The sequence below is a fragment of the Spirosoma sp. KNUC1025 genome (assembly GCF_045160025.1).
Taxonomy (GTDB): domain Bacteria; phylum Bacteroidota; class Bacteroidia; order Cytophagales; family Spirosomataceae; genus Spirosoma.
The window spans coordinates 2,087,981-2,114,834 of sequence record NZ_CP087139.1 but is presented as its reverse complement, the minus strand read 5'-3'; the positions used below and the strand labels follow the sequence as shown (position 1 = coordinate 2,114,834).

The window sequence follows — 26,854 nt, the reverse complement described above, 5'->3', positions numbered from 1 at the left end:
GTGCTGGCTCCTATAATTTACATGGAAAGCCAGCACGGTCGTTACGTTAAATTCCTGTATAAGTGAAAGGCGTGATGGCTCGAAGTTCCGTTTTCACGGCATCCGATACGTTCAGCTCATCAATAAACTGCCGGATGGTAGTAGCCGTTATTTTCTCGTTTGTCCGCGTCAGCGCTTTCAGGGCTTCATAAGGTTGCGGATACCCCTCCCGACGAAGAACAGTCTGGATACCCTCAGCCACAACCGCCCAGTTATCTTCAAGATCAGCATTGATGGCTGCCTGATTCAATTCCAGTTTATCCAACCCTTTCAGCGTCGATTTCAATGAAATGATCGAATGAGCAAACGGTACTCCAATACTCCGCAGAACCGTTGAATCGGTCAGGTCGCGCTGAAGCCGCGAGATGGGTAGTTTGCCAGACAGGTGCTCAAAAATGGCGTTGGCAATACCCAGATTACCTTCCGAATTTTCAAAATCAATTGGGTTCACCTTGTGCGGCATTGCCGATGAGCCTACCTCGCCCGCCTTCAGTTTTTGCTTGAAATAATTCATGGACACATACGTCCAGATGTCCCGATCGAGGTCGATCAGGATGGTATTCAGGCGCTTAAATGCGTCGAGCGTAGCAGCCAGCATATCGTAATGCTCGATCTGCGTAGTAAATTCGCTACGTACCATTCCCAGACTTTCGACGAATTTATCACCAAATTTCTTCCAGTCTTCTTTTGGATAGGCGACTAGGTGAGCATTAAAATTTCCGGTTGCCCCACCAAATTTGGCCGCTGTCGGTATAGCTGACAGTATTTCCAGTTGTTTTTCAATCCGTTCAACAAATACGAGCAGTTCTTTACCCAGTCGCGTTGGTGAGGCCGGTTGTCCATGCGTACGGGCCAACATGGGTATGTTTGCCCACTGTTGGGCTAGTTGCTGCAATCGAACAAACACCTGCCGATACGTTGGCACAACTTCTATATCAAGCGCATCGCTCAGCAGAAGCGGGATAGCCGTATTGTTGATATCCTGCGAGGTTAGGCCAAAATGAATAAACTCCAGAAAGGGCGCAACGGCCGTTCCTTTGAGCTTTTCCTTAATAAAATATTCGACAGCCTTCACGTCGTGATTGGTCGTTTTCTCGATGGCTTTGATCCGCAGGGCATCGGCCTCGGTAAAGTTTTCGTAGAGCGACCGTAACGAAGCAAACTCCGCCGGGTCAACCTTATCCAGCTCCGGAACTGGCCACTCACAGAGAGCAATAAAGTACTCAATCTCAATGCGAACCCGGTAACGAATCAGGCCAAACTCAGAAAAGTAAGGAGCCAGCGCTTCAACCTGTGATCGGTACCGACCATCAACAGGCGATATGGCAGTTAATGCAGTTAAATCCATATAAGAACGTATATTGAAATCAGAACGGGTTCAGATAAACACCCACCCCAATCCAGGAAGTTTGCTGGTCTTCAAACTGGCTGTAAGGACGGAAGCCCGAATAGCCTTCTACCAGAAATGTCAGATTGTTTTGTGTCCGGCCTAACTCGATGCCAACTCCACCATGAATACCCGGCCGGAAATCGGTCTGCTGCCAGAATTTAACGTCGACTCCCCCTACCAATCGGGCAGCATTTGTCGAAGGCTTTTTATAGAATAACCCCAATTGAGCGCTTATCGGTTTACGTTCCTCTGTTTTACGTAATACAACTCCGGCTCCGCCGTACAGGCGCCAGTTGTTTACCGTGCGGCTATACGTAAAATCCAGCAATTCGTAATTAACAGAATTGGGTGAAGGAGCTGTAATCTGATTCCGGTAGATGTAATCGTCGCCTAAATGAGAAGACAGATGATAAACCCGAATCCGGTAGTTGTTGTCGCCCCGGCGAATGTTGTAAATGATACTGATTTTGTAATCATTATTCATGATTTGCCGCCGGGCTTTATTTAGCTTACTATCGTGGTAAGCCTCAAATTGTGTATAGGAAGCTAAATCAAGTACCCACTCTTCTGCCCGACCGGGATCAGTGGTCCGCCGATAAAATGGCTTGGCAAATCCGAAGGCAAAGGGAATGATACTGCCAGCATATTTTTTTCCTTCGGTCCAGTAGCCGGGCAGAACGCTACCGTACGTTTGGGCCTCTAGGGGGTCCAGCACAATTGGGTCAAACAAATGCCCTTTAGGCAGGAATTCGCGTCGTGGACGCGATGCTGTCGGTTCAGTCGAAGATGGCTCCGTTATCACAGCTGGCTCAGCGGGCCGCACTTTTTCTTTTTTCTGACGTCTGGTACGCTCAGGCTTTGCCACTTCCACAGGCGTGGGGGCTTTCTCCGTCTCTGCAGGACTAGCTTCAACCGTCTCAGGATGAGTCGCTTCTGCTGGCGTATTCGTTACTGCAGGAGCGGTTACTGGCTCAGTTTTGGCTTCTTTCTTACGTTTTTCGCGTTTTTCCTTACGGGTGGGTTCTGCTGGAGCAGCTACTACCGGCGCTATTGGCTGATTGGCTGATGGCGTAGGTATTGGCGTAGCTGGGGTGACTGCCGCAGGAGCGGGCGTTGGCTTCGTTTTGGGTGGCTCTACAGTTTCCAGCGGTTTTCCCGCTTTTTTGGCCTGCTTTTGCCGTTCTTTTTCAGCTTGCTTTGCTTCATACTCGCGCTGTTTCTGCGCCCATTCGGCCCGAATCTGGCGTTCCCGCTGAATTTCACGCTCAATTTTTTCTTTCTGCTTCTGTTCAGCAGGCGTCAATGGGCGAGTGGATGAAGTTGTTGGCGTTTGCTGTGCGAAAGCCAATGTTCCTGCCAAACAACTCAGCAGAAGAACCGACAGCATTTTTCTCATAAAATAAAAAAAGGTGTTCCTGAAGCGCGTAGTAAGATCCCTCAACGGAATGACTATTGTTTAAGTGCTGCGTAATGTTTGTAGAAATACGGAATGGTTTCAATGCCCTTGTAAAAGTTGAAAAGACCGTAGCTTTCATTGGGCGAATGCAGGGCGTCGGTATCCAGGCCAAAACCCATCAGGATGGACTTGATACCAAGTTCTTTTTCAAACAAAGCCGTAATGGGAATACTGCCCCCTCCCCGCGTTGGAATGGGTTTCTTTCCCCAGGCATCTTCAAATGCCTTGCTGGCGGCTTCAAACTCTACCGAATCGACGGGCGTTACGTAAGGCATGCCGCCGTGGTGAGGGGTTACCTGCACCGTTACACCAGCGGGCGCAATAGCTGTAAAGTGTTTGGTAAACAGATCGGTAATTTCGTCGGGCGTCTGATCAGGCACCAGGCGCATACTGATTTTAGCCGATGCTTTTGACGGTAATACAGTTTTAGCCCCTTCACCCGTATAGCCACCCCAAATACCGTTTACGTCGAGGGTTGGGCGAATGGATGTACGTTCAATTGTCGAGTATCCCGTTTCACCCATAACGTCGTTGATGGCCAGATCACGTTTGTATTCGTCCAGATCGAACGGGGCTTTGGCTAATTCAGCGCGCTCCTCTGAACTAAGGTCCACGACGTTATCATAAAAACCAGGAATTGTAATCCGTCCGTTTTCGTCGTGCAGGGAGGCAATCATTTCGCACAAAACATTGATTGGATTGGCTACGCCACCACCATAAACACCCGAATGCAGGTCCCGATTCGCCCCCGTCACCTGTACTTCTACATACGACAAGCCCCGTAACCCGGTTTCGAGCGAAGGGGTTTCGTTAGATATAATGCTCGTATCTGAAATCAGAATAACATCGGCTTTCAGCATATCACGATTCTCAACCACGAACGTACCAAGATGATCGGAGCCAACTTCTTCCTCCCCTTCGATCATGACCTTCACATTGCAGGGAAGCCCGTCGGTTGCCAACATGGCTTCGATAGCCTTAATGTGCATATAAAACTGCCCTTTATCGTCGCAGGCGCCACGAGCATAGATCCGTTCGTTACGTATGGTCGGTTCAAAAGGTGGTGAGTTCCAGAGTTCGTACGGGTCGGCAGGCTGAACATCGTAATGGCCATAAACCAGAACTGTTGGCCGGGCCGGGTCCACAATTTTTTCGGCGTAAACCACCGGATGGCCGGGCGTTTCGTAAAGCTGAGCATTATCCAGACCCGCAGCCGCTAATTTGTCTTTAACAAATTCGGCCGCCCGCCGGACGTCGCCTTTGAAACTAGAATCGGCCGAAACCGAGGGAATACGTAATAAATCAAGTAACTCGTCTAAAAACCGTTGCTTGTTCGTTTCGAGATAGGTCGTCATGAAGTCAATCGTCATTAGCCGACAGTCGTTAGCCGTACCAATAAGGTAATGAATAACTGTTGCCTATCGACTTGTAAAAAGTTCGCCCCGAAGTTACGCACTTTTCGCGCAACGACGGGGCGTCGATTAGCATTAGAAATAGGTTTCTTCGATTAAGACTTTTTCCGGAAGCGGATCAGTTTGGTTCGATTTTCTTCACCACGTAATAACCGGCCAATATTTTTTTGGTGTGTTATTACAACCAGAAGAAAAATCACAAAGCCAAAAACAATTAGTAATGGATTTTCTTTCTGGCCAAAAATCTGAAGTAACAGCAGAACCGGAAACGCCAGAGCTGCCATAATGGACCCCAGCGATACGTACTGCGAAGCGATAACCACCAGTAGAAAAATACCGATACAAACAGCCGCCATTTCGGGATGAGTAGCCAACATCATCCCCAGTAAGGAAGCTACCCCTTTTCCGCCTTTGAAATTGGCAAAAACAGGGTATAAATGGCCGATGACAGCCACCAGCCCGAAAACAATCTTGAACGTAAGAATCTCATTTTCAGTAATAACATCTGTATACCAAAGTAAGGTCGACAAACTGGCTGCTGTGTACCCTTTCAATACATCAATCAGCAAAACAATAGTACCAGCTCGTTTACCCAATACCCGAAACGTGTTTGTGGCACCAGCGTTACCGCTACCATATTTACGAATGTCAAGACCAAAAAAGCCCTGTCCATACCAAACGGCGGTGGGAATTGAGCCAAGCAAATAGGCGATTACTGTGGTGACGCTGATCAGAAATACGTTCATCAAAAGTTTAGTTAAACAGGTAATTGGATAAAGCAGTCGATGGGTTAGATCTATCGACCTTATAAAAGGAATGTAACCCCAAAATTAAGGGATTGTTGCCAATGGTCCAATCGTTCTAATCTATAACACTAGTTGACTAATTAGCTAAACACCTGACTAGGTTTATTTTCCGCCCACGACCACCTCACTTAGCTGCTCAGTTGCCAGATACTGTGTAGCCATTTCCATAACATCCGTGGCTGTAACTGACCGTATATTCTGAATGTACGTTGTCAGGAAATCAGTAGGCAACCCATCCAGCAGAATTACTTTATAGCGATCAGCAATCTCAAAGGGTGTGTTCAACGAACCTACAAACTCACCAGCCATGTAGTTTTTCACTACGTCTAATTCATCCTGCGGAACCGGTTCGGATTGCAGAATTCGAATTTCTTTGCTGATTTCGTCCAAGGTCTGTTGCGTATTTTCCTTGTTGACATCCGTGCCAATCAGAAAATAACCATCGCGCCGGAAAGCTGGCATATTCGACGATATCCCATACGTAAATCCTTTCTCTTCCCGGATATTTTTCATCAGTCTTGAGCCAAAATAGCCACCCAATACTTCATTCGTTACCAGCATCTTAAAAAAATCGGGATGGGCTCGGTTAAACAAACGACGCCCTAACCGAATCGATGACTGAATGCTATCCGGTTTTTCGGCCAGTACAGGCAAGTTGCTGTCAGGCACCGTATCGCCGACAACAGGGGCCAGTCTATTTTGTTGAGTCGGCAGTTGTCCGAGTTCTTTATTGATCAGCAGTATTTCATTTTCTGTAGCATCCCCAGCCAAAATGATTTGAAACGAGGCCATTCGAATTGTTCTCTTGTAGAAGTCAATCACTTCCGCTTGTGTGAGTTGCGAAACGAATTCAGGACGCTGACTACGACCGTACGGATGATTTGCCCCAAACAGTTTTTCACGGAGGAGCACTCCCGCCAGGTACGCGTTTTTTTCGTAATTGACCCGCAGGTTCTGGAGCGTAATATTTCGGAGTTCTTCCAGTTCTTTCTGCGCAAAAATAGACTCCGTAAGCATTTCCCGTAGTAGAGGCAACACACGGGGCAGAAACTTGGTCAGGCAGTAAACCACTACGCTGGCCCGATCTGGACCACTATTCAGTTCGAGAAATGCTCCGTAGCGATCTAAGTATTCGCTAATCTGTGCCGACGTATGCAGATGAGTGCCTTCTGCCAGCATCTTTACAGCGAAAAATGCGGTCCCAGGCACTTGTTCGTGCCACGAGCCTGCATCAAACACACATTCCAGGCGAAGTACAGGCTGCTGTGAAACGGCAATTACGTGAAGCGAAACACCATTATCTAACTGCCGGGTCTGTACGGAGGGAATCCGAATTTCCTGAAGGGCCTGAAAAGCAGGCGGCTGAGTTCTATCGAAGAGCATTTGAGTATCAAAAAGCGGAGAGCGAAAGAGTAGAAGAATGAAGTACGGATGTGTTCCGCCTTTTCATTCTTCCGCTCTTTCGCTCTCGAAGCAGTACGTCTAATTAGAATCGTCCGTTACGTCGTCATCGCTAAGTCGATTGGATTTGTTGAAATTGAGCAACAACGAAATCCGGAAGGTTTGCGATAATGGGTTACCTTGTTTGACAGGCAGCAGGTAGGAGAAATCGACACCAAACCGATCCTGAAGGCGCAGCCCGATACCGGTTGTAAAATATTTCCGGCCGCCTTTATCGTTGGATTCATTAAAATAACCAACCCGGGCAGCAAACTGGTCATTATACCAATACTCGACACCAGTTGAAATGGTTACTTCTTTAAGTTCCTCACTAAATCCGCCCGGTGCATCGGCAAACGAGCCAAATACGGAACTGAAATAATCTTTATTACCATTCTGGTTCACGCCATTCACCACATTAGGCGTTGGTACCATTAACTTGTTGAAATCCAGAACAAAATTGAATTTATTGTACTGATCAACGTAATAAGTCAGACCCGTTCCCAGGCGCAGATTGGTTGGAATAAAATACCGTTCGTTCCCACCATAGTTAATACGTCCGCCAAGATTGGAGATCATAGCGCCCCAACCCCAGCCCAACCCCTGGCCAGTTGAACGGTCACGCGTTTCATTGTGGTAATAGAGCGCAATGTCAGCAGCGGCCGTTCCGCCTGGCTTTAGCCCCTGAATCGAACTACCAGCTGCCAGGTTAGAATTCAGATATTTTACGTTAAGAGCCAGTGCCAGATTTTGCGAGAGCCGTTGAGAAATCGACCCGGTTATAGCGTACTCACGAGAGTTAAACGTACCCGCTGCAACGCCTGTATTTGTCGTAAAATCAACCGTACCCAGATCGAAATAAAGTAATGAACCCGCTATTGCTGTGTTTTTACCAACTTTCCCAAAAGCACTTAAGTTGGTATAGTACATATCACCGATCAAGTTCCGCAGCCAGGGGGTATAGGAAATGGCACCGCCAGAATTCTGTTTGGCAAAGATCAACTTTGCGGGGTTCCAGAAAACGGAGTTCGCATCTGCATCACCCAAGGCAACGCCAGCTTCCCCTAAGGCCCCCGAACGGGCATCGGGTGTGAAATTCAAAAACGGTACCGATGAGGTCGGAACATTCAACTGCTGCCCACTCAGAGCGGTTAATGACGATTGTGCGGTGGCAACGAAGGAGATTGAACAAAAAACGGCAAGAAAGATATAAGCTAAATTACGCTTCATACAAAGGATGTTGGTCAACGACAAGAACTTACTCAAAGTATATGAAGGTTCTGCCGGGTCAAAATTACAATGAAAACGTTGGAATAGAAAAATGGGCTATTTTATATATAAGTAATTCATTTGGTTAGTACTAAACGTTTGGTGCCAATAGCCACCGAACCATCAACTGCTGATTGAACATTCAGTCGGACGATATACAGGCCATTTGGTAATTGTTGCCCACTGTCTGTAAGGCCACTCCACCTGCCTACTTCCAGTGTCGCATCGCAGGCTGTACATTGGCCACTTTGCTGATTCAACAACCTACTGTTGAGATCATAAACACTTAGGGCCCAGTTGAGTGGCTCTCCCGAACGATTCAGCTCAGCCGTCAATACAGTTTGCGTGACCACTGGATTTGGAGTTGCCTGCAACGATCGTACTGCTAAACCCGGTCGGTCGGAAACTACTATGGTCAACGCCCCCTCGGATGAATTATTGTTAATATCCCATGCTTTGGCCCGAATCGTATACGTACCGGGGGCTAAACTCCGAAATGTATAATCGATTGTTCCCTGTCGTCCGTCTGTACTGTTCGCTGTATAATAGTCATTCAATACAACGGCGGGTTGATCGTTGATCTGTGCGGTAAGTTCGTGTCCCAGTCCCGAGCGGGCAATATTAATTCCGCGGTTATCACTCAGGTCTATATGCAGCGTTACGTCTGAATTCGCAATACGTACAATCTCTCCTTCTCTGACGCCATCAACTACGCTAAGTTTGATTGAAGGAGGCTGATTATCAACACTATCAATAGCAACGCTCCCACCTATATACAGGCTATCTGAATTTCCCAGCGCTGCCAGCAGGCTATCCGACCGGGCTGCATACAGGTACAATTTACCGGGCCCGATTGTATAATTAATATCTTTGGGCATTGTGAAGCGTACACTAAAGCGCCCCTGCTGAACGGGAACCTGGCCGGCGAAGATTGGGTTTGTAAACGCCTGGTAATTCATCTTCGGGCTGGTAATGTCTGAGCCTAGTGTTGTATGCGTCACAGCTTTATCGTACAAATTCAATCGAAGCGTACCGGAAAAATCGGAAAGTCGTTGATTCTGTTGCCGGATCTCGCCCGTAAACTCTACCGTTTGCAGAGCGTGTAACGTATCGGAGGACGTAGTCGTGACTATTTTACCGTTCACCTGCGTAAGCACTGCCTGCGCTTTGGGGTAAGCCAATTGCATGGATGGGTCTCCCAGCAACGCAAAATTGCGATTAGCTGGTCCACTCAGGCTGTTATTTTTGGTCATGCGCATCACATCGCCTAAACGGGGCATCTGTCCATTGACCGGTTTAAAAACAGCATCATAAAAAGCTTCGTTCAACAGCAAATTCGTATTCGCATAAACAGGTCGGGTTGTTGCCAGCAGCGCAATACCCCCTCCCGCGCGACTTAACAGGATAAGTTCTGCACCCGACGTAACGGTTGGATCATCATAACGGCCAAATTCACAAGTAGCCGTTACAAACAAAGGCAAGCGTTTATTTTTCCACGAAAGAATATCCTGAAGCGTAACAACCTGCTCATCAGCCAGGCCCAGTACCCCGCCGTGGCCGTTATAATTGATAATGAGTCGCCCGTCGGCAATAGATTGATTAATCAACTGATTAATTACGGGGGCTTTCTGGCCATTGCTTGTATTTTCCTGCGGATAATCATCCATCAAAACCCGTTCTGCCCGGTAGGCAGGCGCTGTTTTACCGATGCGCAAAGCCATTTGATTCACATCAATCTGGTGGACATTATAATCGCCATCATCGGCCACCAGCGTTAGCCGCGTTTGCCAATCTCCCAGCAACGATTGATCGGAACCGTAACGAATTAGTTTATCAACCACCGTTTGGGCTTCCTCCAAGGATTTTACGGGTAATCGTCCAATGCCAATATCAACAGCGGCATCGCCCGGGTAAGTACCATTGATACGCTCTTCCGCCCAATCCCCTTCATTGGCTCCCATAAATCCAAAATAATCGTCGGACGAATAGCTTAGAACCGGATGCAATGATTCACGACTTTCGTAAACGGGTACCATATTGGCCGCCTGAGCAGCATTGCTCAGCCCCAGTTTATTTCGATAGTCATAGGTTGCATCACCAAACAGCAATAAGTATCTAAGTTTATCGGGCTGTTTCTGGTAAAAATACCGCACCATATCCCGAATGGCCGTCGGATCGGACTGCCCAGACCCAAATTCATTATAGATCTGCTGCGTTGTAACGACCAGAACCGATAGCTGATCGTGCTCCTGTCGGAAAGCAGCCAGCCGTTCAGCCTGTGTTCGCCAAGCAGCAGGTGTCACAATAATCAGATTTGGTACGCCCTGGCTGTGGATATCCTGATTCGCTACGTTTGCCAGCGATACGGGAGATAGCCGTTGCGTGTCGGTAAATAAAAAATAATCACCCTCACGGCTGGAATTCCAACTTGCCTCTTGCGTTGACGAAAGCGTATAATTTTGATTTTCAGGACGTAACGGATTCGTTACATCCCAAACACGCAGATTACTATCAGCCTGTCGAACCGCGTATTGGCCTGCAACCAGTCGACGAATCCAGATCGGTTTGTCATATTGCCGAAGGTCACGTAACGTCTGGACGGAGAGGTAGTTCAAATAACCCTGAGCTCCATTCTGGCCATTTTTCCCGAACGTCAAGGCAAGTTGAACGACATTACTGGCTGCGCTTAAGCGTGTCTGAAACGTATCTGTTCTACTTACTCCCTGATAATCATATTTATCGCCCGAAATCGTCGCCATATTCAGGGTGCCAACCAATTGCTCATTCGCCCGAAGCCGAAATTGCGTAGGCAACGAAGCACCCGCCACAACGGAAGCCGTCAGACGAACCGGTGCATTAGCCACCATCCCGGGAACACCGAATGAAATTAGTTTCGTGGTGTCGTTAGTCATGTATTCGCCATACCATTCCCGACCAGAGTGTACAGCGGGCACTTTCGTTATATCCTGCTCATAAAACTGATAATCCTGAAACGTTGTGATTGCTGAATTGCCCAATGTTGCCCCAGCCGATCGATCAGCAATACGCAGGCCAGCCGACGTACCAATAGTTAAAAAATAGAATGTTGTGTCGGAGTAAAGATTGATTTGATGCGTAAATCGTCGAGTTGTTGAATCGTAACGAATCGCATGCGGACTCTGCCCAAAAAATAGGATTGCATCGCTCGCATCGAACCGGCCATCCGCTTCCCCTATGACCTGGATAGCATTCTCAAGCAAATCGCTGGGCCGGGGAGTAGCATTCGCCTGAGCCAGTGGGGCTCCGCCATTTCCGTATAATCGCAGTAGTCGGGGGTCAGCGGCTGCGAAAGCAGGATTTAGCTGCGCCAGGCGAGCCTGGTCCAGGAGATAAACACCGGATGCTGTAACACCAATTTTTACCCAATTACCTGTTTTTAGAACCGATTGCGCGATTGCCTGGTTTTGAACGACAAAAAAGACACAATGGATAATAAAAAAGGCGGTTCGCTTTATCCAGAATACCTTAGCTAACTGGCCTCCATTTTTCATTATACGTTCTTCATTAGTCAAAATTCAAGGCTGCCTATTCGATCCATTCACCTCTACCCATGCATGAGCTAGAATTGCGTATGATTTACCTGAAGATATTTCTTTACAAACGACGCGAGTGCGACGTAACGTACCCCGAACAAAGGTCTTTTTTGCAAAGCTAAACTGATGTCCTTCCGCTACGTCCTTCAACAGAACCTGATCCATCATTAAATTCGGTGCGAGTACCTGATCGGCCTGGCGCAGTGCCGTCATCAGGGCGGGGTTGGCATAGGTGGTAGCGGCTGGCTTACTGAGGTACTGACGAAGTGGTTGTAGAATTGCATCCGGAAAAACAGATTCTACCAACAGTGGTTGCATTAGGCGCTGAAACGCCGTTTGCCAGGCTTTTCCATGCGGCCGAAGACGGTTGCCCCGTAATGATTTATACTGGCTATATACAGCCGCATGAGCTACTTCATGAACGTACGTAATTAGAAAAGCGTAAGGATTTAAATTGGCATTGACCGTAATTTGAGTTCGATTCAACGGCAATACCCGGAAATCCCCAGACGAGTCTGGCGGGGTTTGGACACCTTAAAATTGAATTGATAGTGCTGGCACAGTTGCCGACAATACGCTACTGAGGGTGCAGGAAGATAAGTTGTAAAAACGTCGATCAAAGCAGAAACAAAAAAGAGCCTTCTACAAGATAAGGCTCTTTTCTACTTTTTGAAGCTAAGCTTACTTATTTTTTTGCTGAATCAGGCACCATCGTCGTGTCCGTTTCAGTTGTCATTACAGCTGCCGAATCATTGGCCATAACGGTCGTGTCGGTTGTAATAACAGCCGTCGAATCAGCGGATGTTTCTTCTGTCTTAGGTTTGCTTTGGCAGGCAGCAAATGTCAGCATGCTACCAACAAATAGTATAGCGAATACTTTTTTCATTATTACTTAAGTAACATTTTAGGTTTACAACGCAAATATACTTATTTTGTCAATAATCCAATAATGCCCCTTAAATATTACCGATAAGTCTATATAAGCACAAAAAAAGTCCTATTTAAATAGGACTAACCGGAGATTATTTAAAGCTGTTTCTCTTTCTGCTTTATAGGATTAGAGCGAATCTTATCATAAAAACCCGTACTCCGGAAGGTCAGTAATTTATGACCAAAATAGTTCGCCAAAAAACTAAAGCCCATCCCGACCACATGTGATCCTGTCTCGCGATAGACTTGATTAATTTTAGGAAACAACGGATTAGCAACCCACTCCAGGGTGTATTTGGCAGCATACACCTGTACTACTAAAGCAACTAACGAGATACCGAGAAATTTAATGGCTTCACGAGCTGTTTTGCCAGTTTTTGCTGCCGAAAAAGCGTATTTCTTCGTAGGCAGGAATGTTAATACAGTTGCCGTCAAATAACCACACAGTACGCTTGTATCAAAATCGAAAAACTGCCGGTAAAAGATCCGACTTATGAAGTTGATAGACGCGCCAAGCAAAGCCATCAAAAAGAATGAAAAAAAATCATTAAATTCTTTATGTTTTGGCTGCTCAATAGTGCTCACGTTCACTGTTTTAACGGATAAAATCTTTGGATGTGTTTACCAATTAACAAATCGAAGCTCAAAAGTACTACTTGATAGGCAAATGATTACATAATCAGAATCGATTAATTAGCAAACGGGAGCAAAATTTATTAAATACTTCTTAAAAAAGCCCCTGTAATAAGCCCGGTGCAACACCCAGCCCAAGCGTTAGAATCGTTGCTGCAAGCAGTACGTATTGGTAAACCGGAGTAACCCGAATCGGCTCGGTTGCCCCATCGCGGAAGTACATAGCGATTATAACCCGGAAGTAGTAATAGATACCCACGGCCGACATGAGTACGGCAACAACTAACAACCAAATCTGCCCTCGCTCTACAGCCGTAGAAAACATATAGAATTTACCCCAGAAACCTGCCGTCAACGGAATGCCTGCCAGAGAAAGCATAGAGACAGTCATGGCAAAGCCTCAGTAGTGGGTTCTGGCGAGCCAATCCGTTAAAGGAATCAAAATTTTCGGTAACAACACCTTCACTTGTAATTGTTTGCGTGCTACGTTGTTGAGCAACCAGCAACAGAACACCAAATGCGGATATGGTGGCAACGGAATAGGCCAGCGAATAAAATACGATAGCCTGTTTTGTTTGTGCACCCAAGGCTGCCAGGCCAATCAATAGATAGCCAGCATGAGAAATACTGGAGTACGCCATCATCCGTTTAAAACTGTTCTGATAAACAGCCGTTATATTACCCGCTACAAGGGTAATCGCTGTAATAACGGCCAGAATTGTCCACCAGAATGGATAAATGCCAGTAAATGAAACGGATAGCAATCGGAACAGCGCAGCAAAACCTGCCGTTTTTACCACCGTCGACATAAATGCGGTGAATATAGTTGGCGCTCCATCGTATACGTCGGGGGTCCAGAAATGGAAGGGAGCCGCCGATACTTTAAACAACAAACCGATGAGCAGCATCAGTAAGCCAACGTATAATAATAGGGAAAGACCCGTTTGTGGATGAGCCGCATACGAGCCAATACCTGCAATGGTGAACGAGCCGGTTGCCCCATAGAGCAGGGTCATACCGAACAGCATGATACCCGTTGCAAAAGCTCCCATCAGGAAGTACTTCAGCGCAGCCTCATTTGAACGCAGATTACGTTTGTCGCTCCCCGTTAATATGTACATGGCTACTGACAGAATTTCTACCCCCACAAACAGCATTATCAGGTTCTCGAAGCCAATCATCATAATGGCACCCACTAATGAGAATAAGAGGATACCGTAGTATTCAGCCGGCTGTGCCTCATCATTTTCGATAAAGCTACCCGAAAGAGCAACTACCATAAATGCCGAACCCAACACAATGGCCGTAAAAACCATAGCCAGGTTGTTGGTGCGAAGCATATCGTTAAAATACAGGTACGTTTTGTTCCAGTCGAGAAAATTAGCTGCCAGTGCAAGCAGCAAAAACAAAAGTGTGGCGGGAAGTAGAATTGTTTTCGACTTCAAAAAGCCAAGAAACAACAGTACAATGCCAAAAACTGATAACAGAACGATGGAAAACATATTTTTTTCAGTTCAATAGTAACTATTGATCGTTTCAAGCCGGACTACATTTATGGATGTGGAGCCTGAAATTCTCAACCTAAACGTTATTTCATAGATACAGCCGTGGTACCGATGTATTTCATCAGATTAGCGACGGCAGGTTCGGTTACTTTTAAAAATGTATGCGGATAAACGCCAATCCAGAATACCATGACGACCAGCGGAATAAACACCCAGCTTTCCGAACTGCTCAGATCGGTAAACGATTCAGTACGTGATGAGGTCGGCCCAAACATGCTTTTCTGGAACATTCGAAGCATATAAACAGCGCCAAAAATGATGGTGAATCCGGCGGCTAAGCCCAGATAGTGGTTATACGTAAAGACGCCGTGAAGTAGCAAAAATTCACCGACAAAGCCATTTGTAAGCGGCAGAGCTACACTACCCAACAGCATAATCATAAAATAGATCGTCAGTTTGGGTGTCGATTGCGTGATGCCGCCGAGCTGGTCGAGTTGCCGGGTATTAGTACGGTTGAAAATGACATCAGCGACAAAAAACATCCCGACTACGTTAATACCGTGCGCCAGCATCTGCACTAGCGCACCCTGCATTCCGGTTTCGGTTTGCGAGAATACCCCAGCCGCCATCAAGCCAACGTGCGAAAATGATGAATACGCAATCAAGCGCTTCATATCGCGCTGACGAATGGCAATGATTGAACCGTAAACAATTCCGATAACCGACAGAATAATTGCTGTTTTTCCCCATGTTTCAACCCCGAGAGGAACGATGGGCAGGATAAACCGAATCAGGCCATAAACACCCATTTTAAGCATAATACCGGCTAACAGCATGGTTGCAGGAGTAGGCGATTCAACATACGTATCGGGTTGCCAGGTATGAAACGGAAACACCGGCATTTTAATGGCAAACGCAATGAAGAAAGCCCAGAAAACCCAGTTTTGCGCTCCGGGTGTTAGCTTCAGATTATAGAAATCAGCTATAGCTGATGAATGGGCCGCTCCGTTGATGGCGGGTGTCTGGTAATACAGATAAACCAGAGCCAGAAGCATGAACAGGCTACCGAAAATCGTATAAACGAAAAATTTGAACGTAACTGGTATCCGATTTTGCCCACCCCACATAGCCGCCAGGAAGTAAATGGGAATCAGGGCCGCTTCAAAAAACAAATAGAAGAGGAATCCATCGCGAGCGGTGAAGACACCCATCAGTGCCGCCTGCATATAAAGCATTAAGGCATAAAAGGTCGAAGGCCGTTGATACGTTCGGTTAAAGGTCGATAAGACAATAAACGGTACCAGCAATCCTGTAAGTAACACAAGCAGTACGCTGATTCCATCGATACCAGCACTAAAACGAATTCCGAGGGAGCCAATCCAGGCGTAGTCGAACCCAAATTGCGAGGTTGCATCGGCCCGAAAGCTGAAGAAGGCATAACCCGCTAAAACCAGTTCGATCAGCGCAGCTACTAAAGCAGCCTGGTTTATTCGCTCGCTCTGAACCATAAGAATCAGAGTAGCCGCTACGACGGGAAAAAAAATCAGGAACAGTGTAAGCATTTTGAATACGTTTTCAGTTTACGGCTTTTGGTTTCCAGTTATCAACTGGCCCCAAAAGCTCAAACCGTCTTATAACCGAATAAAAAACCGCAGGGCAAATATTAAGACGATGCTGACCACCATAGCCAGTACGTAGAAGCTTATCGAGCCGTTCTGCAGCAACCGCAGTTGAGCCGAACTTTGCCTAACCAGCCAGGCTACTCCATTGACAATGCCATCGACCAGACCTTCACCGAAACTAAACAGCGTATCGCCCAAGCCACGAATAGGCCGAACAATAATGGCTTCGTACAGCTCGTCAACGTAGTATTTGTTGTAAATAACCAGTTCGGGCATCGAACGGTCGGCCGTGTCGGGCTCTGGAACAGCCTGACGGCTAACGTACATGACGTAAGCAACAATCAGTGACAGCAGGGCAACACCCGCCGAAACAGCCATCAGAATGTATTCCGTAGTGTGTTCAACCGTTGACTCAGCAAATGCTTCAGGATTTACTTCCCTCGATCCTTCAAACAAGGGAGCCATAAAATGACCCAGCCAGCCCGATCCCGGCAGATTCAAGCCGCCACCTATAGCCGATAGAATAGCCAGTACAACCAGTGGAGCCGTCATGGTTGCCGGAGATTCATGTAAATGATGCCGTTGCTCTTCTGTGCCCCGGAATTCGCCAAAGAAAGTCAGGAATAACAGACGAAACATATAGAAGGACGTAAGGCCCGACCCGAAGACGCCTAATGCCCAGAGTAATTTATTGTGCTCGAAAACGTGCGCCAGAATCTCATCTTTCGAGAAGAATCCGGCAAATGGTGGCAAGCCCGAGATAGCAATCGTGCCGATAAGGAACGTAATGAACGTAACGGGAAGCGCTTTTCGCAGACCGCCCATTTTGCGAATATCCTGCTCATCAGACATGGCGTGGATGACACTACCAGCGCCTAGAAACAACAGGGCTTTGAAGAATGCATGCGTAATGACATGGAACATACCCGCTGTATAGGCCGTTGCGCTCAGACCCAGGAACATATACCCAAGCTGCGATACGGTCGAATATGCCAGTACTTTTTTGATGTCGTTCTGCAACAGCCCGATTGAGGCAGCCAACAGAGCCGTTGCAATGGCTATACCGCCGATTATTTCGAGTGTAAGTGGAGATAAGGTATACAGCACATTCGAGCGAACGACCATATAAATACCTGCCGTTACCATCGTTGCCGCGTGAATCAGGGCCGAAACAGGCGTTGGGCCAGCCATGGCATCAGGCAGCCAGGTGTAGAGTGGAATTTGGGCCGACTTCCCCATTGCTCCTACAAACAAAAGAAGCGTAATGGCCAGAACCGTTTTATCACCGATCTCAAGACTGGTGGCTTGCTTAAAGATATCGACGTATTCAACCGTACCGAAGGTGTTGATCAAGAGGAATATACCCAGCAGAAAGCCCAAATCGCCAATACGGTTCATAACAAATGCTTTCCGGGCCGCATTGTTATAGCTCACATTCTTGTTCCAGAAGCCAATGAGCAGGTACGAACATAGCCCTACACCTTCCCAGCCAATGAACATGATGACGTAGTTGGAACCCATCACCAGCAACAGCATGAAAAAGATGAACAGGTTCAGGAAAGACATGAACTTACCAAACCCTTCATCGTGGCTCATGTAGCCGATGCTATACAGATGAATCAACGAACCAACGCCCGTTACAACCAGCAGCATCAGCAACGATAGCTGGTCAATCTGAAAGGAAAAATTAATGTGAAGATCACCAACACTAATCCAGTCGAAGAGGGTAGTAACCAGCGGTCCAGCATTACCAACCCGATCAGCATTTCCGATAAAAGAACCAAATAAATAGGCTGACGTAAGGAAGGAAGCCAATACTGCTATTGTAGCAATGGCACCAGCCAGACCTTTGGGCACCTGACGAAAGCCAATACCATTGATAAGGAAACCAATCAGCGGAAAGAGCGGAATTAACGCACAGAGTAATTCTATTCGCATAAAAATAGTCGATCAGTTGGTCAGTCGGAAGTTGGTCGGTCGTAGAGAAAGTGGCTGACCTTCTCTACGACCGACCAACTTCCGGACTCATTTTACCATTTCAGTTTATTGAGTAATCCCACGTCAATCGAGCGGGTATTGCGATAAATCATAACAATAATAGCCAGCCCCACCGAAACTTCAGCAGCCGCTACGGCCATTATGAAAAAGACGAAAACCTGCCCTGCCGAATCAGATCGATAGGATGAGAAGGCGATGAGTAATAAGTTGACGGCATTAAGCATCAACTCAATCGACATAAAAATGATAATAGCATTACGCCGGGTCAGCACACCAATGATGCCAATAACAAAAAGTGCGGTGCTGAGAATCAGGTAATACGTGAGCGGTATTTGCTGAATAACGTCCGGGATGAGTACGTCCTGCGTGGGTTGCATGGCTTGCCGGTTAATAGAAAGTGTCGCAAATGTAAAGATTATTCGGAATTGGTGGAACAGTAGTTGCCATCCAACTATTTCCGACTGTGGCCGTTGCTGAACATCCGAAGTCGAATTTCAGTCAGTCGACGCTTGGTATCGAGTGGAAATTCACCTTTTAATATCCAGTCGTAGAAGGAAGGCTCCTTCTGCAATACGTCCAGAACAGGTAAACCTTTGTGCTTGCCGAAATTAAAAATTTCTTCGCCTTTGTCATTGATTACCATTCGTCCGGCAAGGTCAATATTATTATTAGCGGTCAGACTGTGAAGCATCTCGATGCTATTCTCGAACACAACATCCTGACCAGCATCTGTTTTGGCAACCATACCAGCGTAACGCTGAACCTGTGCATCGAGCACTTCCAGCGTAGCAATGGTGTCAGCTTCGGCACCATGAGCACCCACCAGGTCTTTGTTGCAGTAAAATTTATAGGCGGCCGAAAGATTTCGGGGCTCCATCAGGTGAAAGATTCGCTGCGCATCAACCATCCGGCGATTTTTAATGTCGAAGTCAACATTTGCCCGCAGGAATTCTTCCACTAAAAGTGGTACGTCGAATCGATTGCAGTTAAATCCTGCCAGATCGCAGCCATCCATAAACTGCGCCACGGTACGGGCAACCGTTTTGAAGGGAGGGGCATCTTTTACGTCATCGTCGTAGATACCATGAATCATACTCGACTCCAGCGGAATCGGCATGCCTGGGTTAATTCGGTATGTTTTACTAACAGCTTCCCCATTCGGCATTGCCTTGATAATACAGATTTCAACGATGCGATCTTTCGCAACATTAATCCCTGTGGTTTCAAGATCGAAAAAGGCGAGCGGCTTTTTAAGTACAAGTTGATGCGTCATAACCAAACCGAAGTTTAGCACGGTCTGATTACAAAGGTAAATAGGTTTCTGCTTTAGTTATGCCATTCCGATAGAGTTATGACAGAACTAAGCGGATTAAGTCGATGATTCTTTTAATTCGTCTATCCAGTTGATGCCCTTCTGAACCATTTCAACAGATGGCATACGCCCTTCCTGCATCAATTCGCGGATCGCAATAATGTCCTGATCGCGCTTTAGCCCCGCCACCGCTTTTATCGCTCCCTCCTGAACGTAACATGCCAGAAATGAATCGTCTTTCTCTGGATCACCGTCAAAAAGTATGTCGTCAATTTTTGTAGCATGGCCAACGTAGTTGATCCGCTTACCTTGCTGATTCGTCCAGAAAAACGGTACGGCCCGATAGGGCGCTTCTTTCCCGGCCATGTTCATTCCCGCTATATACCCCTGTAAACCAGCCACTTTCCAGTGTTCGATACGCTGCTGCCCATAGGCAGTTGGGTAGTGGGCAATATCGCCAGCCGCATATAAATCCGTGCTGATCTGAAGGTATTCATTGGTCTTAACGCCCCCGTCCTTCTCCAGTTCTATATTTTTCAGGAAATCAGTACGTGGCTTAACGCCTAACCCAAGCAGCACAAAATCAACCGGCAATTTTTCACCATTGTCGAGCACAACAGCATTTACAGCCCCATTGCCCTCCAGCCGATCTACTTTGCGACCCAGGTGAAACCGAATGCCTTCTTTCTCATGCCACCTCTGAACAACCCGACCGATTTTTTCTCCTAGTATTTTTTCAAAAGGTACTTTTTCAAGGCCCACTATGTCTACTTCACTGCCAAGTTTACGCAGACTCATAGCTCCTTCCAGACCAATAAATGAACTGCCAATGATCACGACACGCTTGCCCTGCTTACCAAGATCACGCAAGGTCTGGCTATCGTGTAAACTACGAAGCGCATAAACGCCGGTTAAATCTCCCCCGAAGCAGGCAATGGATTAGGTTTACCACCCGAGCAAATGACCGCTTTGTCATAACGGATTGTTTCACCGGAAGCCAGTTCGATACGTTTCGACGTCGAATCAAGCGACGTTACGTGTTGTCTTGTTCGAATGTCAATGCCATAGTCTGTGTAAAAATCATCAGTACGGAGGGGCATCCATTCGTCAGGCGCTTTGCCCTGCAGATAGTCTTTTGAACAGTTTGGCCGGTCGTAAGGGGCTTCTCCACTTTCGGTTAGCACGATAATTTTTCCGGTAAACCCACCTTCCCGCATACCTTCGGCCGCAAACGCACCCGCTCCGCCACCGCCAATAATTACATACGTATCAGGATTAGCCTCATCGGGAGCCGACATAGGGTTTTCCAGACTTTCTTTTTCTGTCGTCAGGCGGACGAAGACCTGGTCGTTTTCGATACGTACCTCATGCGTTGGCAGGCCGTTTAAAGCAGGTGATTCAAGGCGGTGGCCATCCCGAATGTCGAAGCAGGCGTTGTGCCACGGACAAACAAGCCGGTGCCCGTTCAGCAAGCCTTTAACCAAAGGACCCTGATAATGTGAGCATTTGGGATGGAGGGCATAAAACTGACCATCGGCGCGGGCGAGTAATACATCCGTATCACCTACGTGAACGAGTTTGAGTTGACCATCGACCAAATCATCGACATGACAAACGGGCGCTTCGGTGTAGTCGGCTAACATAAGAGTGGTTGGGTTTCCCCTATAACCATAAAGACCCCCGGATTGATTTACAATAAAATAGCCGATGCGGAATTGGCATCGGCTCAAAATCATGACAATCCATTAAATCACAAAAATCCTGGTACTATTTCGACGTAGCCATTACCATTTTGATGTTCAGCTTGGCCCCGGTCTGGAGCACATCGACCAGATCCTGTACTGTCAGCGTTTTGTCGAAACGCACCACAACGGTCGGTTCGGCAATACCAGCCATAATCGTTTTCAGCTCGTTTTCCAGATTGGCCGGATCGACGGGTTTTTTATCGATAAAATATTGCTTATTCCCATCAACCGACAGCGTTACCTGCTTTTTGCTCAACTGCTGAGTTGAGGCTGCCTTGGGCAGCATGAGTTTAATGACGTTCGGATTTGCAACCGTCGATATAATCAGGAAGAACAACAGCAGGAAAAACATGATGTCGTTCAGCGACGAGGTCGCGACTTCGGCAGCAAACTTATTTTTTCGACGAAGCTTCATACTGTAGTGCCGACCCTCCGGGGTCGGTAGAGAAAGATACTTTGATTATCATCGTCCGACCCCAGAGAGTCGGCGCTACGTTATCGCATCCGGGCGGGTTCGGCGGTTGGTTTCTGAAGAACCTCAATAAACTCGAAGGCATTCATTTCAAGCGCCAGCGTAAACCGCTCGATCATCATATTCAGCAGGTGGTACCCGGTATAGGCAATAACGCCTACAATCAGACCTGCGCCCGACGTAATCATTTTTTCGTATAGTCCACCGGCAATGATCCCAACGCTGATGTTGTCGGAAAGAGAGATGTCGTAGAAAATGCGAATGATCCCGGAGATGGTCCCGATAAAGCCCATCATCGGGGCAATACCGGCGATAATCCCCAGATACCCCATGTTACGTTCCAGTCGCGATAGTTCGATTTGCCCAACGGTTTCGACAGTGCTTTCGATTTCGCGAATGGGTGAGCCGATACGGCCGATGGCTTTCTCAAAAACACGTCCCATAGCCGTGCGCTGATTTTTAGCAAACGACTCGGCTGATTTGATATTTCCCTGCGCCACCATATCGCGAATGTTGTCGATAAAGTTAGCGTCTGCCTTCGTTTGCGAGCGAATCACAAAGTAGCGCTCGAAAATCAGGTAGAGCGTAGCAAAGAACAAAAACGCAATGGGTATCATTACCCAGCCGCCTTTGGCCACTAAATCAAACAGTTGCAAACTTTGGGGTTGGGTAGCCGCTGTGGCCGACAGCGATGCGGCTGAAGTATCGACGGCCGGAACCTGGAGCAAGAGCATACGAACGAGTCGGGTAAATAGATGAGGATTAGTCAGTGATTGTTATTGAAACAAACGTGCTGGTTTCATCGGATATTGTTGTCAAAGATAAGCAACCCACCTGAATTCGAAAGATAAAATTAGTCTACGCAGTCTGAATTGTCTTACATATGGTAGTTACGGATGTATTCACCCGGAGTCATCCCGATAATCTCCTTAAACTGACGGTTAAAATTTGACAAGTTTGTGTAACCGCAATGAAAAGCAATCTGGCCGATACTTTGTTTCGATTCACGCAAATGCCGGCACGCGTGTTCGATACGTACTTCATTCAGCACATGCGAAAATGTCTTGCGGGTATGCTGGCGAAAAAACCGACAGAACGCGCCGGGCGTCAGATTGGCAACACTCGCAACGTCTTCGAGTGCTATGGGCGAAGCATACTGTTGAAAAATAAATGAAAATACGTCTTCCAGCCGCCGGTGATCGTCTGGACGGCGGGGCTGTTCGTAAGCCGTAATAGACAGAACTTCCCGGTTAGAGTCGGTGGCCAGGGTATCCAGCGCACGTAACAGGCCCATCAATTGCTCAAAGGGACGTAACGCTGGCAACGTTTCCAGGTGTTCGGCCAGGGAATTTCCTTCCCGACACCGAAGTCTGACTCCCTGCCGGGCTTCCTTCAATAATTGGTTCAAATGCCGGGTTTCGGGTAAACCGAATAGGCTCATTTCCAACTGCTCGGGGCGAAACAGCACTGAAACGGAGGTAGAACGGCGCATCGAATTGGCCTGAAAATACTCGGGATCGCTTCGTAATACGTGCGGCAAATTTGCGCCAAGCAGCAAAATATCATCAGGGAGCGAAACGATCGATACGGTCGCCCGCAATCAGCGTTCCATTACCCTGCTGAATCAAGGTCAGCTGAATTTCCGGATGAAAATGCAATTGCCCGTAAAAATGGGGTAGATCATCCTGCTCAACCCGAAATGACCGGTCATCGACGGCTGGAACTTTGAATAACAATGGCCTCATTGATATGGATTTGACGGGTTTTACACTATCTTAACTCATAAGTTGTGAAAATAGTATCATAACCGACTAATCATAAGCCACTTTCGGGCCGGTTTAAAGCAGAAATTTGATTATCCGATATCACTCTTAAAAAATAGACAATGGCATGAACGTATCTGTCCAGTGGGAAGGTGTGTATCCCGCGCTTCTGACTCCTTTTACGGCTGATGATCAGCTCGATTTACCCCTGTTTGAGAAAAACCTGCACGCACAGCTTGATGCCGGTGTCCACGGATTTATCATTGGCGGATCGCTGGGCGAAGCGAGTACGTTGCAGAACGACGAAAAAATTGAGCTTCTTACGTCAGCCCTGGCGGTTAGCAACGGCAAAGTACCTGTGCTAGTTAATATTGCTGAGCAGGCGACAAAACAGGCCATAGCCCGCGCTCACGAAGCCGAAAGCAACGGGGCCGATGGGTTAATGCTGCTCCCGCCCATGCGGTATCCTGCCGATTCGCGCGAAACCGTTACGTTCTTTAAATCAATAGCGCAGGAAACGTCGTTGCCTGTTATGATTTACAATAATCCGTATGATTATAAGATTATGACCACCGTAGCCATGTTTGAGGAACTGGCCGAACTGCCTACGATTCAGGCGGTGAAAGAATCGACCCGCGACCTGACCAACGTAACGCGGATGCGCAATGCCTTTGGTGATCGTTTCAAACTATTGGGCGGTGTTGATACGTTGGCGCTGGAAGCTTTACTGCTGGGTTGCGACGGATGGGTTGGCGGCCTGGTCGATGCGTTTCCGCAGGAAACAGTAGCGATTTATGAACTGGCCAAAGCTGGTCAGATTGCCGAAGCGCTGGATATTTACCGCTGGTTCATGCCCCTGCTCGAACTGGATATCCATCCCAAACTAGTTCAGTACATCAAATTGGCCGCAACGGCTACCGGGCTTGGTTCTGAATATGTACGTGCTCCCCGCCTACCGCTCATCGGCGCCGAGCGCGAACAAATTCTAAATGTTATCAATACAGCCCTGACCAAGCGGCCGGTTTTAGTGTAAAATGATAGAGTGATTGAATGATTGAATTGTTGAATGAAATAGCCATCCTATTCAACAATTCAATCATTCAATCACTCAACAATTCAATCATTTACTTTCATGTCCGAGTTTCATTTTTTCTGCATTGATGCGCACACATGCGGGAATCCGGTACGGGTTGTCACGGGTGGGAGCATCCCGTTTTTGCAGGGTGCCAATATGAGCGAAAAGCGTCAGCATTTTTTGCGCGAGTACGACTGGATTCGGACGGGCCTGATGTTTGAACCGCGTGGTCACGATATGATGTCGGGAAGTATTCTATACCCACCCACCGATCCGGCCAATGATGCGGGCGTCCTCTTCATCGAAACCTCAGGCTGTTTGCCCATGTGCGGTCATGGCACCATCGGTACGGTAACGGTTGCTATCGAGCAAAACCTGATTCGCCCAAAAACACCCGGCGTTTTAAATCTGGAAGTACCCGCCGGACTGGTTCGGGCCGAATACAAACAGGAAGGCAAAAAAGTTACGTCGGTCAAGATTACGAATATCAAATCGTATCTGGCGGCTGAAAAGCTGACGGTCGAATGTCCTGACCTTGGCACGTTGACGGTAGACGTAGCGTATGGCGGAAACTTCTACGCTATTGTTGATCCGCAACCTAATTTCCCGGGTCTGGAGCAGTATAAAGCTGAACAGTTAATTGCCTGGGCGCGGGTTATGCGTCAGCGAATGAACGAGCAGTACACGTTCGTTCATCCTGAAAACCCGACGATCAACGGGCTGAGCCACATTCTTTGGACAGGTAAGCCACTCCTCGATACGTCTACTGCCCGTAATGCCGTTTTCTATGGCGACAAGGCCATTGATCGGTCGCCATGCGGCACAGGTACATCGGCGCGTATGGCGCAATGGTACGCGCAGGGCCGACTAAAACCCGGTGATACGTTTGTGCATGAAAGCATTATTGGTTCTATTTTCAACGGACGTATCGAAGCTGAAACGGAACTGGCCGATCACCCAGCTATTGTACCCAGCATTGAAGGATGGGCCAGAATTCATGGATACAATCACATTATTCTGGATGACAACGATCCCTACGTTCATGGTTTTCAGGTAATATGAAATAATTGAATGATCGAGTGATTGAATGATTGAATCTTTCCCAATCAGTCATTTATCTATTCAATCATTCAATCACTCGATCATTCAATCGATAAGTAAATGGCACACGTAGGCATAGTGGGTGGAGGCATTATTGGGCTTTGTTCGGCGTATTACCTGCATAAAGCAGGGCATACCGTAACGGTGTTCGATCAGGGGCCGATTGCGGATGGATGCTCATTTGGAAACGCCGGAATGATTGTTCCGAGTCATATTATTCCGCTGGCACAACCCGGTATGATTGCCAAAGGCATGCGCTGGATGCTCCGGTCTACCAGCCCTTTCTACGTCAAACCCCGCCTGAATATCGATCTGCTGCGATGGGGCTGGCTATTTTATCGCCACTCAACGCCCGAGCACGTAACCCATTCAATTCCGCTGCTACGCGATCTCAGTTTATTAAGCAAACGTTTGTATCAGGACTTAGCCGCAAACGGTGATCTGGATTTCGAATGGCAGGAGCGGGGCTTGCTGATGCTCTACAAAACAGCATCGGCGGAGCACGAAATGGCTGAAGAAGCCGACGTCGCTAACAAATCGGGGATTGACGCCCAGGTTCTTACAGGCCAGCAAGTGCAGGATCTGGAACCCAATACTCGGGTTACGGTACGGGGAGGCATTCTGTTTCCGGGTGATGCCCACCTGAACCCAACGGAGTTGATCCGTTCTCTGGTCAGGTATCTTCAGAAAGAGGGCGTTACCATTCTGGAGAATCACGCCGTCACTGGCTTCAGGCGTACAGGCTCACGTATTACGGCGGTACAGAGCTCGCAGAGCGATTATCCGGTCGATGCGGTGGTTGTGGCCGGAGGAGCCTGGTCTCCGGATATTGCGCAACAGTTGGGGGTAAGTTTGTCTTTGCAGGGAGGCAAAGGGTACAGTTTCATGCTCCCGAACGTAGCAAATAACATTCGCGTACCTGCTATTATGCTCGAAGCGCGAGCTACAGCCACACCTATGGGGCCTAATCTGCGGTTTGCCGGAACACTTGAAGTTGCAGGAACGGATATGACCGTGAATATGAACCGGGTACGGGGTATTGTGCAGTCAATCAATCAGTACTATCCAGAGATTGCCGTTACGATGCCCGCCGTCGATAAAGTCTGGCGTGGGTTACGCCCCTGTTCGCCGGATGGATTACCCTACATTGGGCCGACCGACCGCTATGAAAATATGCTGCTGGCAACGGGGCATGGCATGATGGGCCTGAGCCTGGGCCCCGCGACGGGCAAGTTAATCAGTGAGTTAGTCGACGGTATGGCCGACAGTCTGGACGTTTCGGCGTTTAGCCCCGACCGATTTGCCTGAAACAAT

General features: G+C 47.7%; 23 protein-coding genes and 1 pseudogene. 3 read left to right on the top strand and 21 right to left on the bottom strand.

Translation table 11 applies throughout. The annotated features are described in order from the left end of the window. Positions 1–46: 46 nt before the first annotated feature. The 21 genes and pseudogenes from purB to LN737_RS09055 form a co-directional block, all read right to left on the bottom strand. A complete protein-coding gene (purB, locus tag LN737_RS09155) occupies positions 47–1,387 on the bottom strand; it encodes an adenylosuccinate lyase (protein ID WP_405518145.1) in 1,341 nt (446 codons plus the stop codon). A 19-nt stretch (positions 1,388–1,406) separates the two neighbouring features. Further along, positions 1,407–2,825 (bottom strand): DUF1207 domain-containing protein, encoded by a 1,419-nt coding sequence (locus LN737_RS09150; RefSeq protein WP_405518143.1) that lies wholly within the window; start codon positions 2,823–2,825, stop codon positions 1,407–1,409. Positions 2,826–2,878: 53 nt separating this feature from the next. Further along, positions 2,879–4,240: a dipeptidase gene (locus LN737_RS09145; RefSeq protein WP_405520358.1), complete on the bottom strand. Its 1,362-nt coding sequence runs from the start codon at positions 4,238–4,240 to the stop codon at positions 2,879–2,881. 152 nt (positions 4,241–4,392) lie between these two features. Continuing rightward, on the bottom strand, positions 4,393–5,043 hold the full coding sequence (gene plsY / locus LN737_RS09140) for a glycerol-3-phosphate 1-O-acyltransferase PlsY (RefSeq protein ID WP_405518141.1): 651 nt from the start codon (positions 5,041–5,043) through the stop codon (positions 4,393–4,395). 162 nt (positions 5,044–5,205) lie between these two features. After that, positions 5,206–6,486 (bottom strand): pitrilysin family protein, encoded by a 1,281-nt coding sequence (locus LN737_RS09135; RefSeq protein WP_405518139.1) that lies wholly within the window; start codon positions 6,484–6,486, stop codon positions 5,206–5,208. A 99-nt stretch (positions 6,487–6,585) separates the two neighbouring features. After that, a complete protein-coding gene (gene porV, locus LN737_RS09130; RefSeq protein ID WP_405518138.1) occupies positions 6,586–7,773 on the bottom strand; it encodes a type IX secretion system outer membrane channel protein PorV in 1,188 nt (395 codons plus the stop codon). Positions 7,774–7,889: 116 nt separating this feature from the next. Then, positions 7,890–11,342, bottom strand: coding sequence for a type IX secretion system sortase PorU (porU, locus tag LN737_RS09125; protein WP_405518136.1), 3,453 nt, complete (start codon positions 11,340–11,342; stop codon positions 7,890–7,892). Positions 11,343–11,366: 24 nt separating this feature from the next. Next, a complete protein-coding gene (locus LN737_RS09120) occupies positions 11,367–11,870 on the bottom strand; it encodes a hypothetical protein (protein WP_405518134.1) in 504 nt (167 codons plus the stop codon). A 199-nt stretch (positions 11,871–12,069) separates the two neighbouring features. Beyond that, the gene (locus LN737_RS09115) at positions 12,070–12,270 is read right to left on the bottom strand and encodes a hypothetical protein (protein ID WP_405518132.1); all 201 of its coding nucleotides are present in this window, start codon (positions 12,268–12,270) and stop codon (positions 12,070–12,072) included. Positions 12,271–12,410: 140 nt separating this feature from the next. Continuing rightward, entirely contained in the window at positions 12,411–12,905 is a 495-nt protein-coding gene (locus LN737_RS09110) for a GtrA family protein (RefSeq protein ID WP_405518130.1), read from the bottom strand. Between the two features lie 136 nt (positions 12,906–13,041). Then, positions 13,042–14,449, bottom strand: a pseudogene (locus LN737_RS09105) (NADH-quinone oxidoreductase subunit N). Positions 14,450–14,535: 86 nt separating this feature from the next. Then, complete coding sequence (locus LN737_RS09100) at positions 14,536–16,014, bottom strand: NuoM family protein (protein WP_405518128.1); 1,479 nt, start codon at positions 16,012–16,014, stop codon at positions 14,536–14,538. 69 nt (positions 16,015–16,083) lie between these two features. Continuing rightward, complete coding sequence (nuoL, locus tag LN737_RS09095) at positions 16,084–18,012, bottom strand: NADH-quinone oxidoreductase subunit L (RefSeq protein ID WP_405518126.1); 1,929 nt, start codon at positions 18,010–18,012, stop codon at positions 16,084–16,086. Between the two features lie 92 nt (positions 18,013–18,104). Continuing rightward, entirely contained in the window at positions 18,105–18,449 is a 345-nt protein-coding gene (gene nuoK, locus LN737_RS09090; protein ID WP_077919391.1) for an NADH-quinone oxidoreductase subunit NuoK, read from the bottom strand. A gap of 74 nt (positions 18,450–18,523) precedes the next feature. Beyond that, positions 18,524–19,345, bottom strand: a complete 822-nt coding sequence (locus tag LN737_RS09085; protein ID WP_405518124.1) for a 3'-5' exonuclease — start codon at positions 19,343–19,345, stop codon at positions 18,524–18,526. 96 nt (positions 19,346–19,441) lie between these two features. Next, positions 19,442–20,254, bottom strand: coding sequence for an NAD(P)/FAD-dependent oxidoreductase (locus LN737_RS09080; protein ID WP_405518122.1), 813 nt, complete (start codon positions 20,252–20,254; stop codon positions 19,442–19,444). A gap of 41 nt (positions 20,255–20,295) precedes the next feature. Further along, positions 20,296–21,027: a Rieske 2Fe-2S domain-containing protein gene (locus LN737_RS09075; protein WP_405518120.1), complete on the bottom strand. Its 732-nt coding sequence runs from the start codon at positions 21,025–21,027 to the stop codon at positions 20,296–20,298. A gap of 124 nt (positions 21,028–21,151) precedes the next feature. Beyond that, on the bottom strand, positions 21,152–21,544 hold the full coding sequence (locus LN737_RS09070; RefSeq protein WP_405518119.1) for a biopolymer transporter ExbD: 393 nt from the start codon (positions 21,542–21,544) through the stop codon (positions 21,152–21,154). 80 nt (positions 21,545–21,624) lie between these two features. Then, positions 21,625–22,335: a MotA/TolQ/ExbB proton channel family protein gene (locus LN737_RS09065; protein WP_405518117.1), complete on the bottom strand. Its 711-nt coding sequence runs from the start codon at positions 22,333–22,335 to the stop codon at positions 21,625–21,627. 143 nt (positions 22,336–22,478) lie between these two features. Continuing rightward, the gene (locus tag LN737_RS09060) at positions 22,479–23,201 is read right to left on the bottom strand and encodes an AraC family transcriptional regulator (protein ID WP_405518115.1); all 723 of its coding nucleotides are present in this window, start codon (positions 23,199–23,201) and stop codon (positions 22,479–22,481) included. Continuing rightward, positions 23,167–23,346 (bottom strand): hypothetical protein, encoded by a 180-nt coding sequence (locus tag LN737_RS09055; RefSeq protein ID WP_405518113.1) that lies wholly within the window; start codon positions 23,344–23,346, stop codon positions 23,167–23,169. Before LN737_RS09055 ends, LN737_RS09060 begins: the two co-directional genes overlap by 35 nt. A gap of 145 nt (positions 23,347–23,491) precedes the next feature. Between LN737_RS09055 and LN737_RS09050 the strand changes: the two genes are divergently transcribed. From LN737_RS09050 to LN737_RS09040, 3 genes are all read left to right on the top strand, one after another. Beyond that, entirely contained in the window at positions 23,492–24,397 is a 906-nt protein-coding gene (locus tag LN737_RS09050; protein ID WP_405518112.1) for a dihydrodipicolinate synthase family protein, read from the top strand. 99 nt (positions 24,398–24,496) lie between these two features. Further along, a complete protein-coding gene (locus tag LN737_RS09045; protein ID WP_405518110.1) occupies positions 24,497–25,501 on the top strand; it encodes a 4-hydroxyproline epimerase in 1,005 nt (334 codons plus the stop codon). A gap of 99 nt (positions 25,502–25,600) precedes the next feature. Beyond that, a complete protein-coding gene (locus tag LN737_RS09040) occupies positions 25,601–26,848 on the top strand; it encodes an FAD-binding oxidoreductase (RefSeq protein WP_405518108.1) in 1,248 nt (415 codons plus the stop codon). The last annotated feature ends 6 nt before the right edge of the window (positions 26,849–26,854 follow it).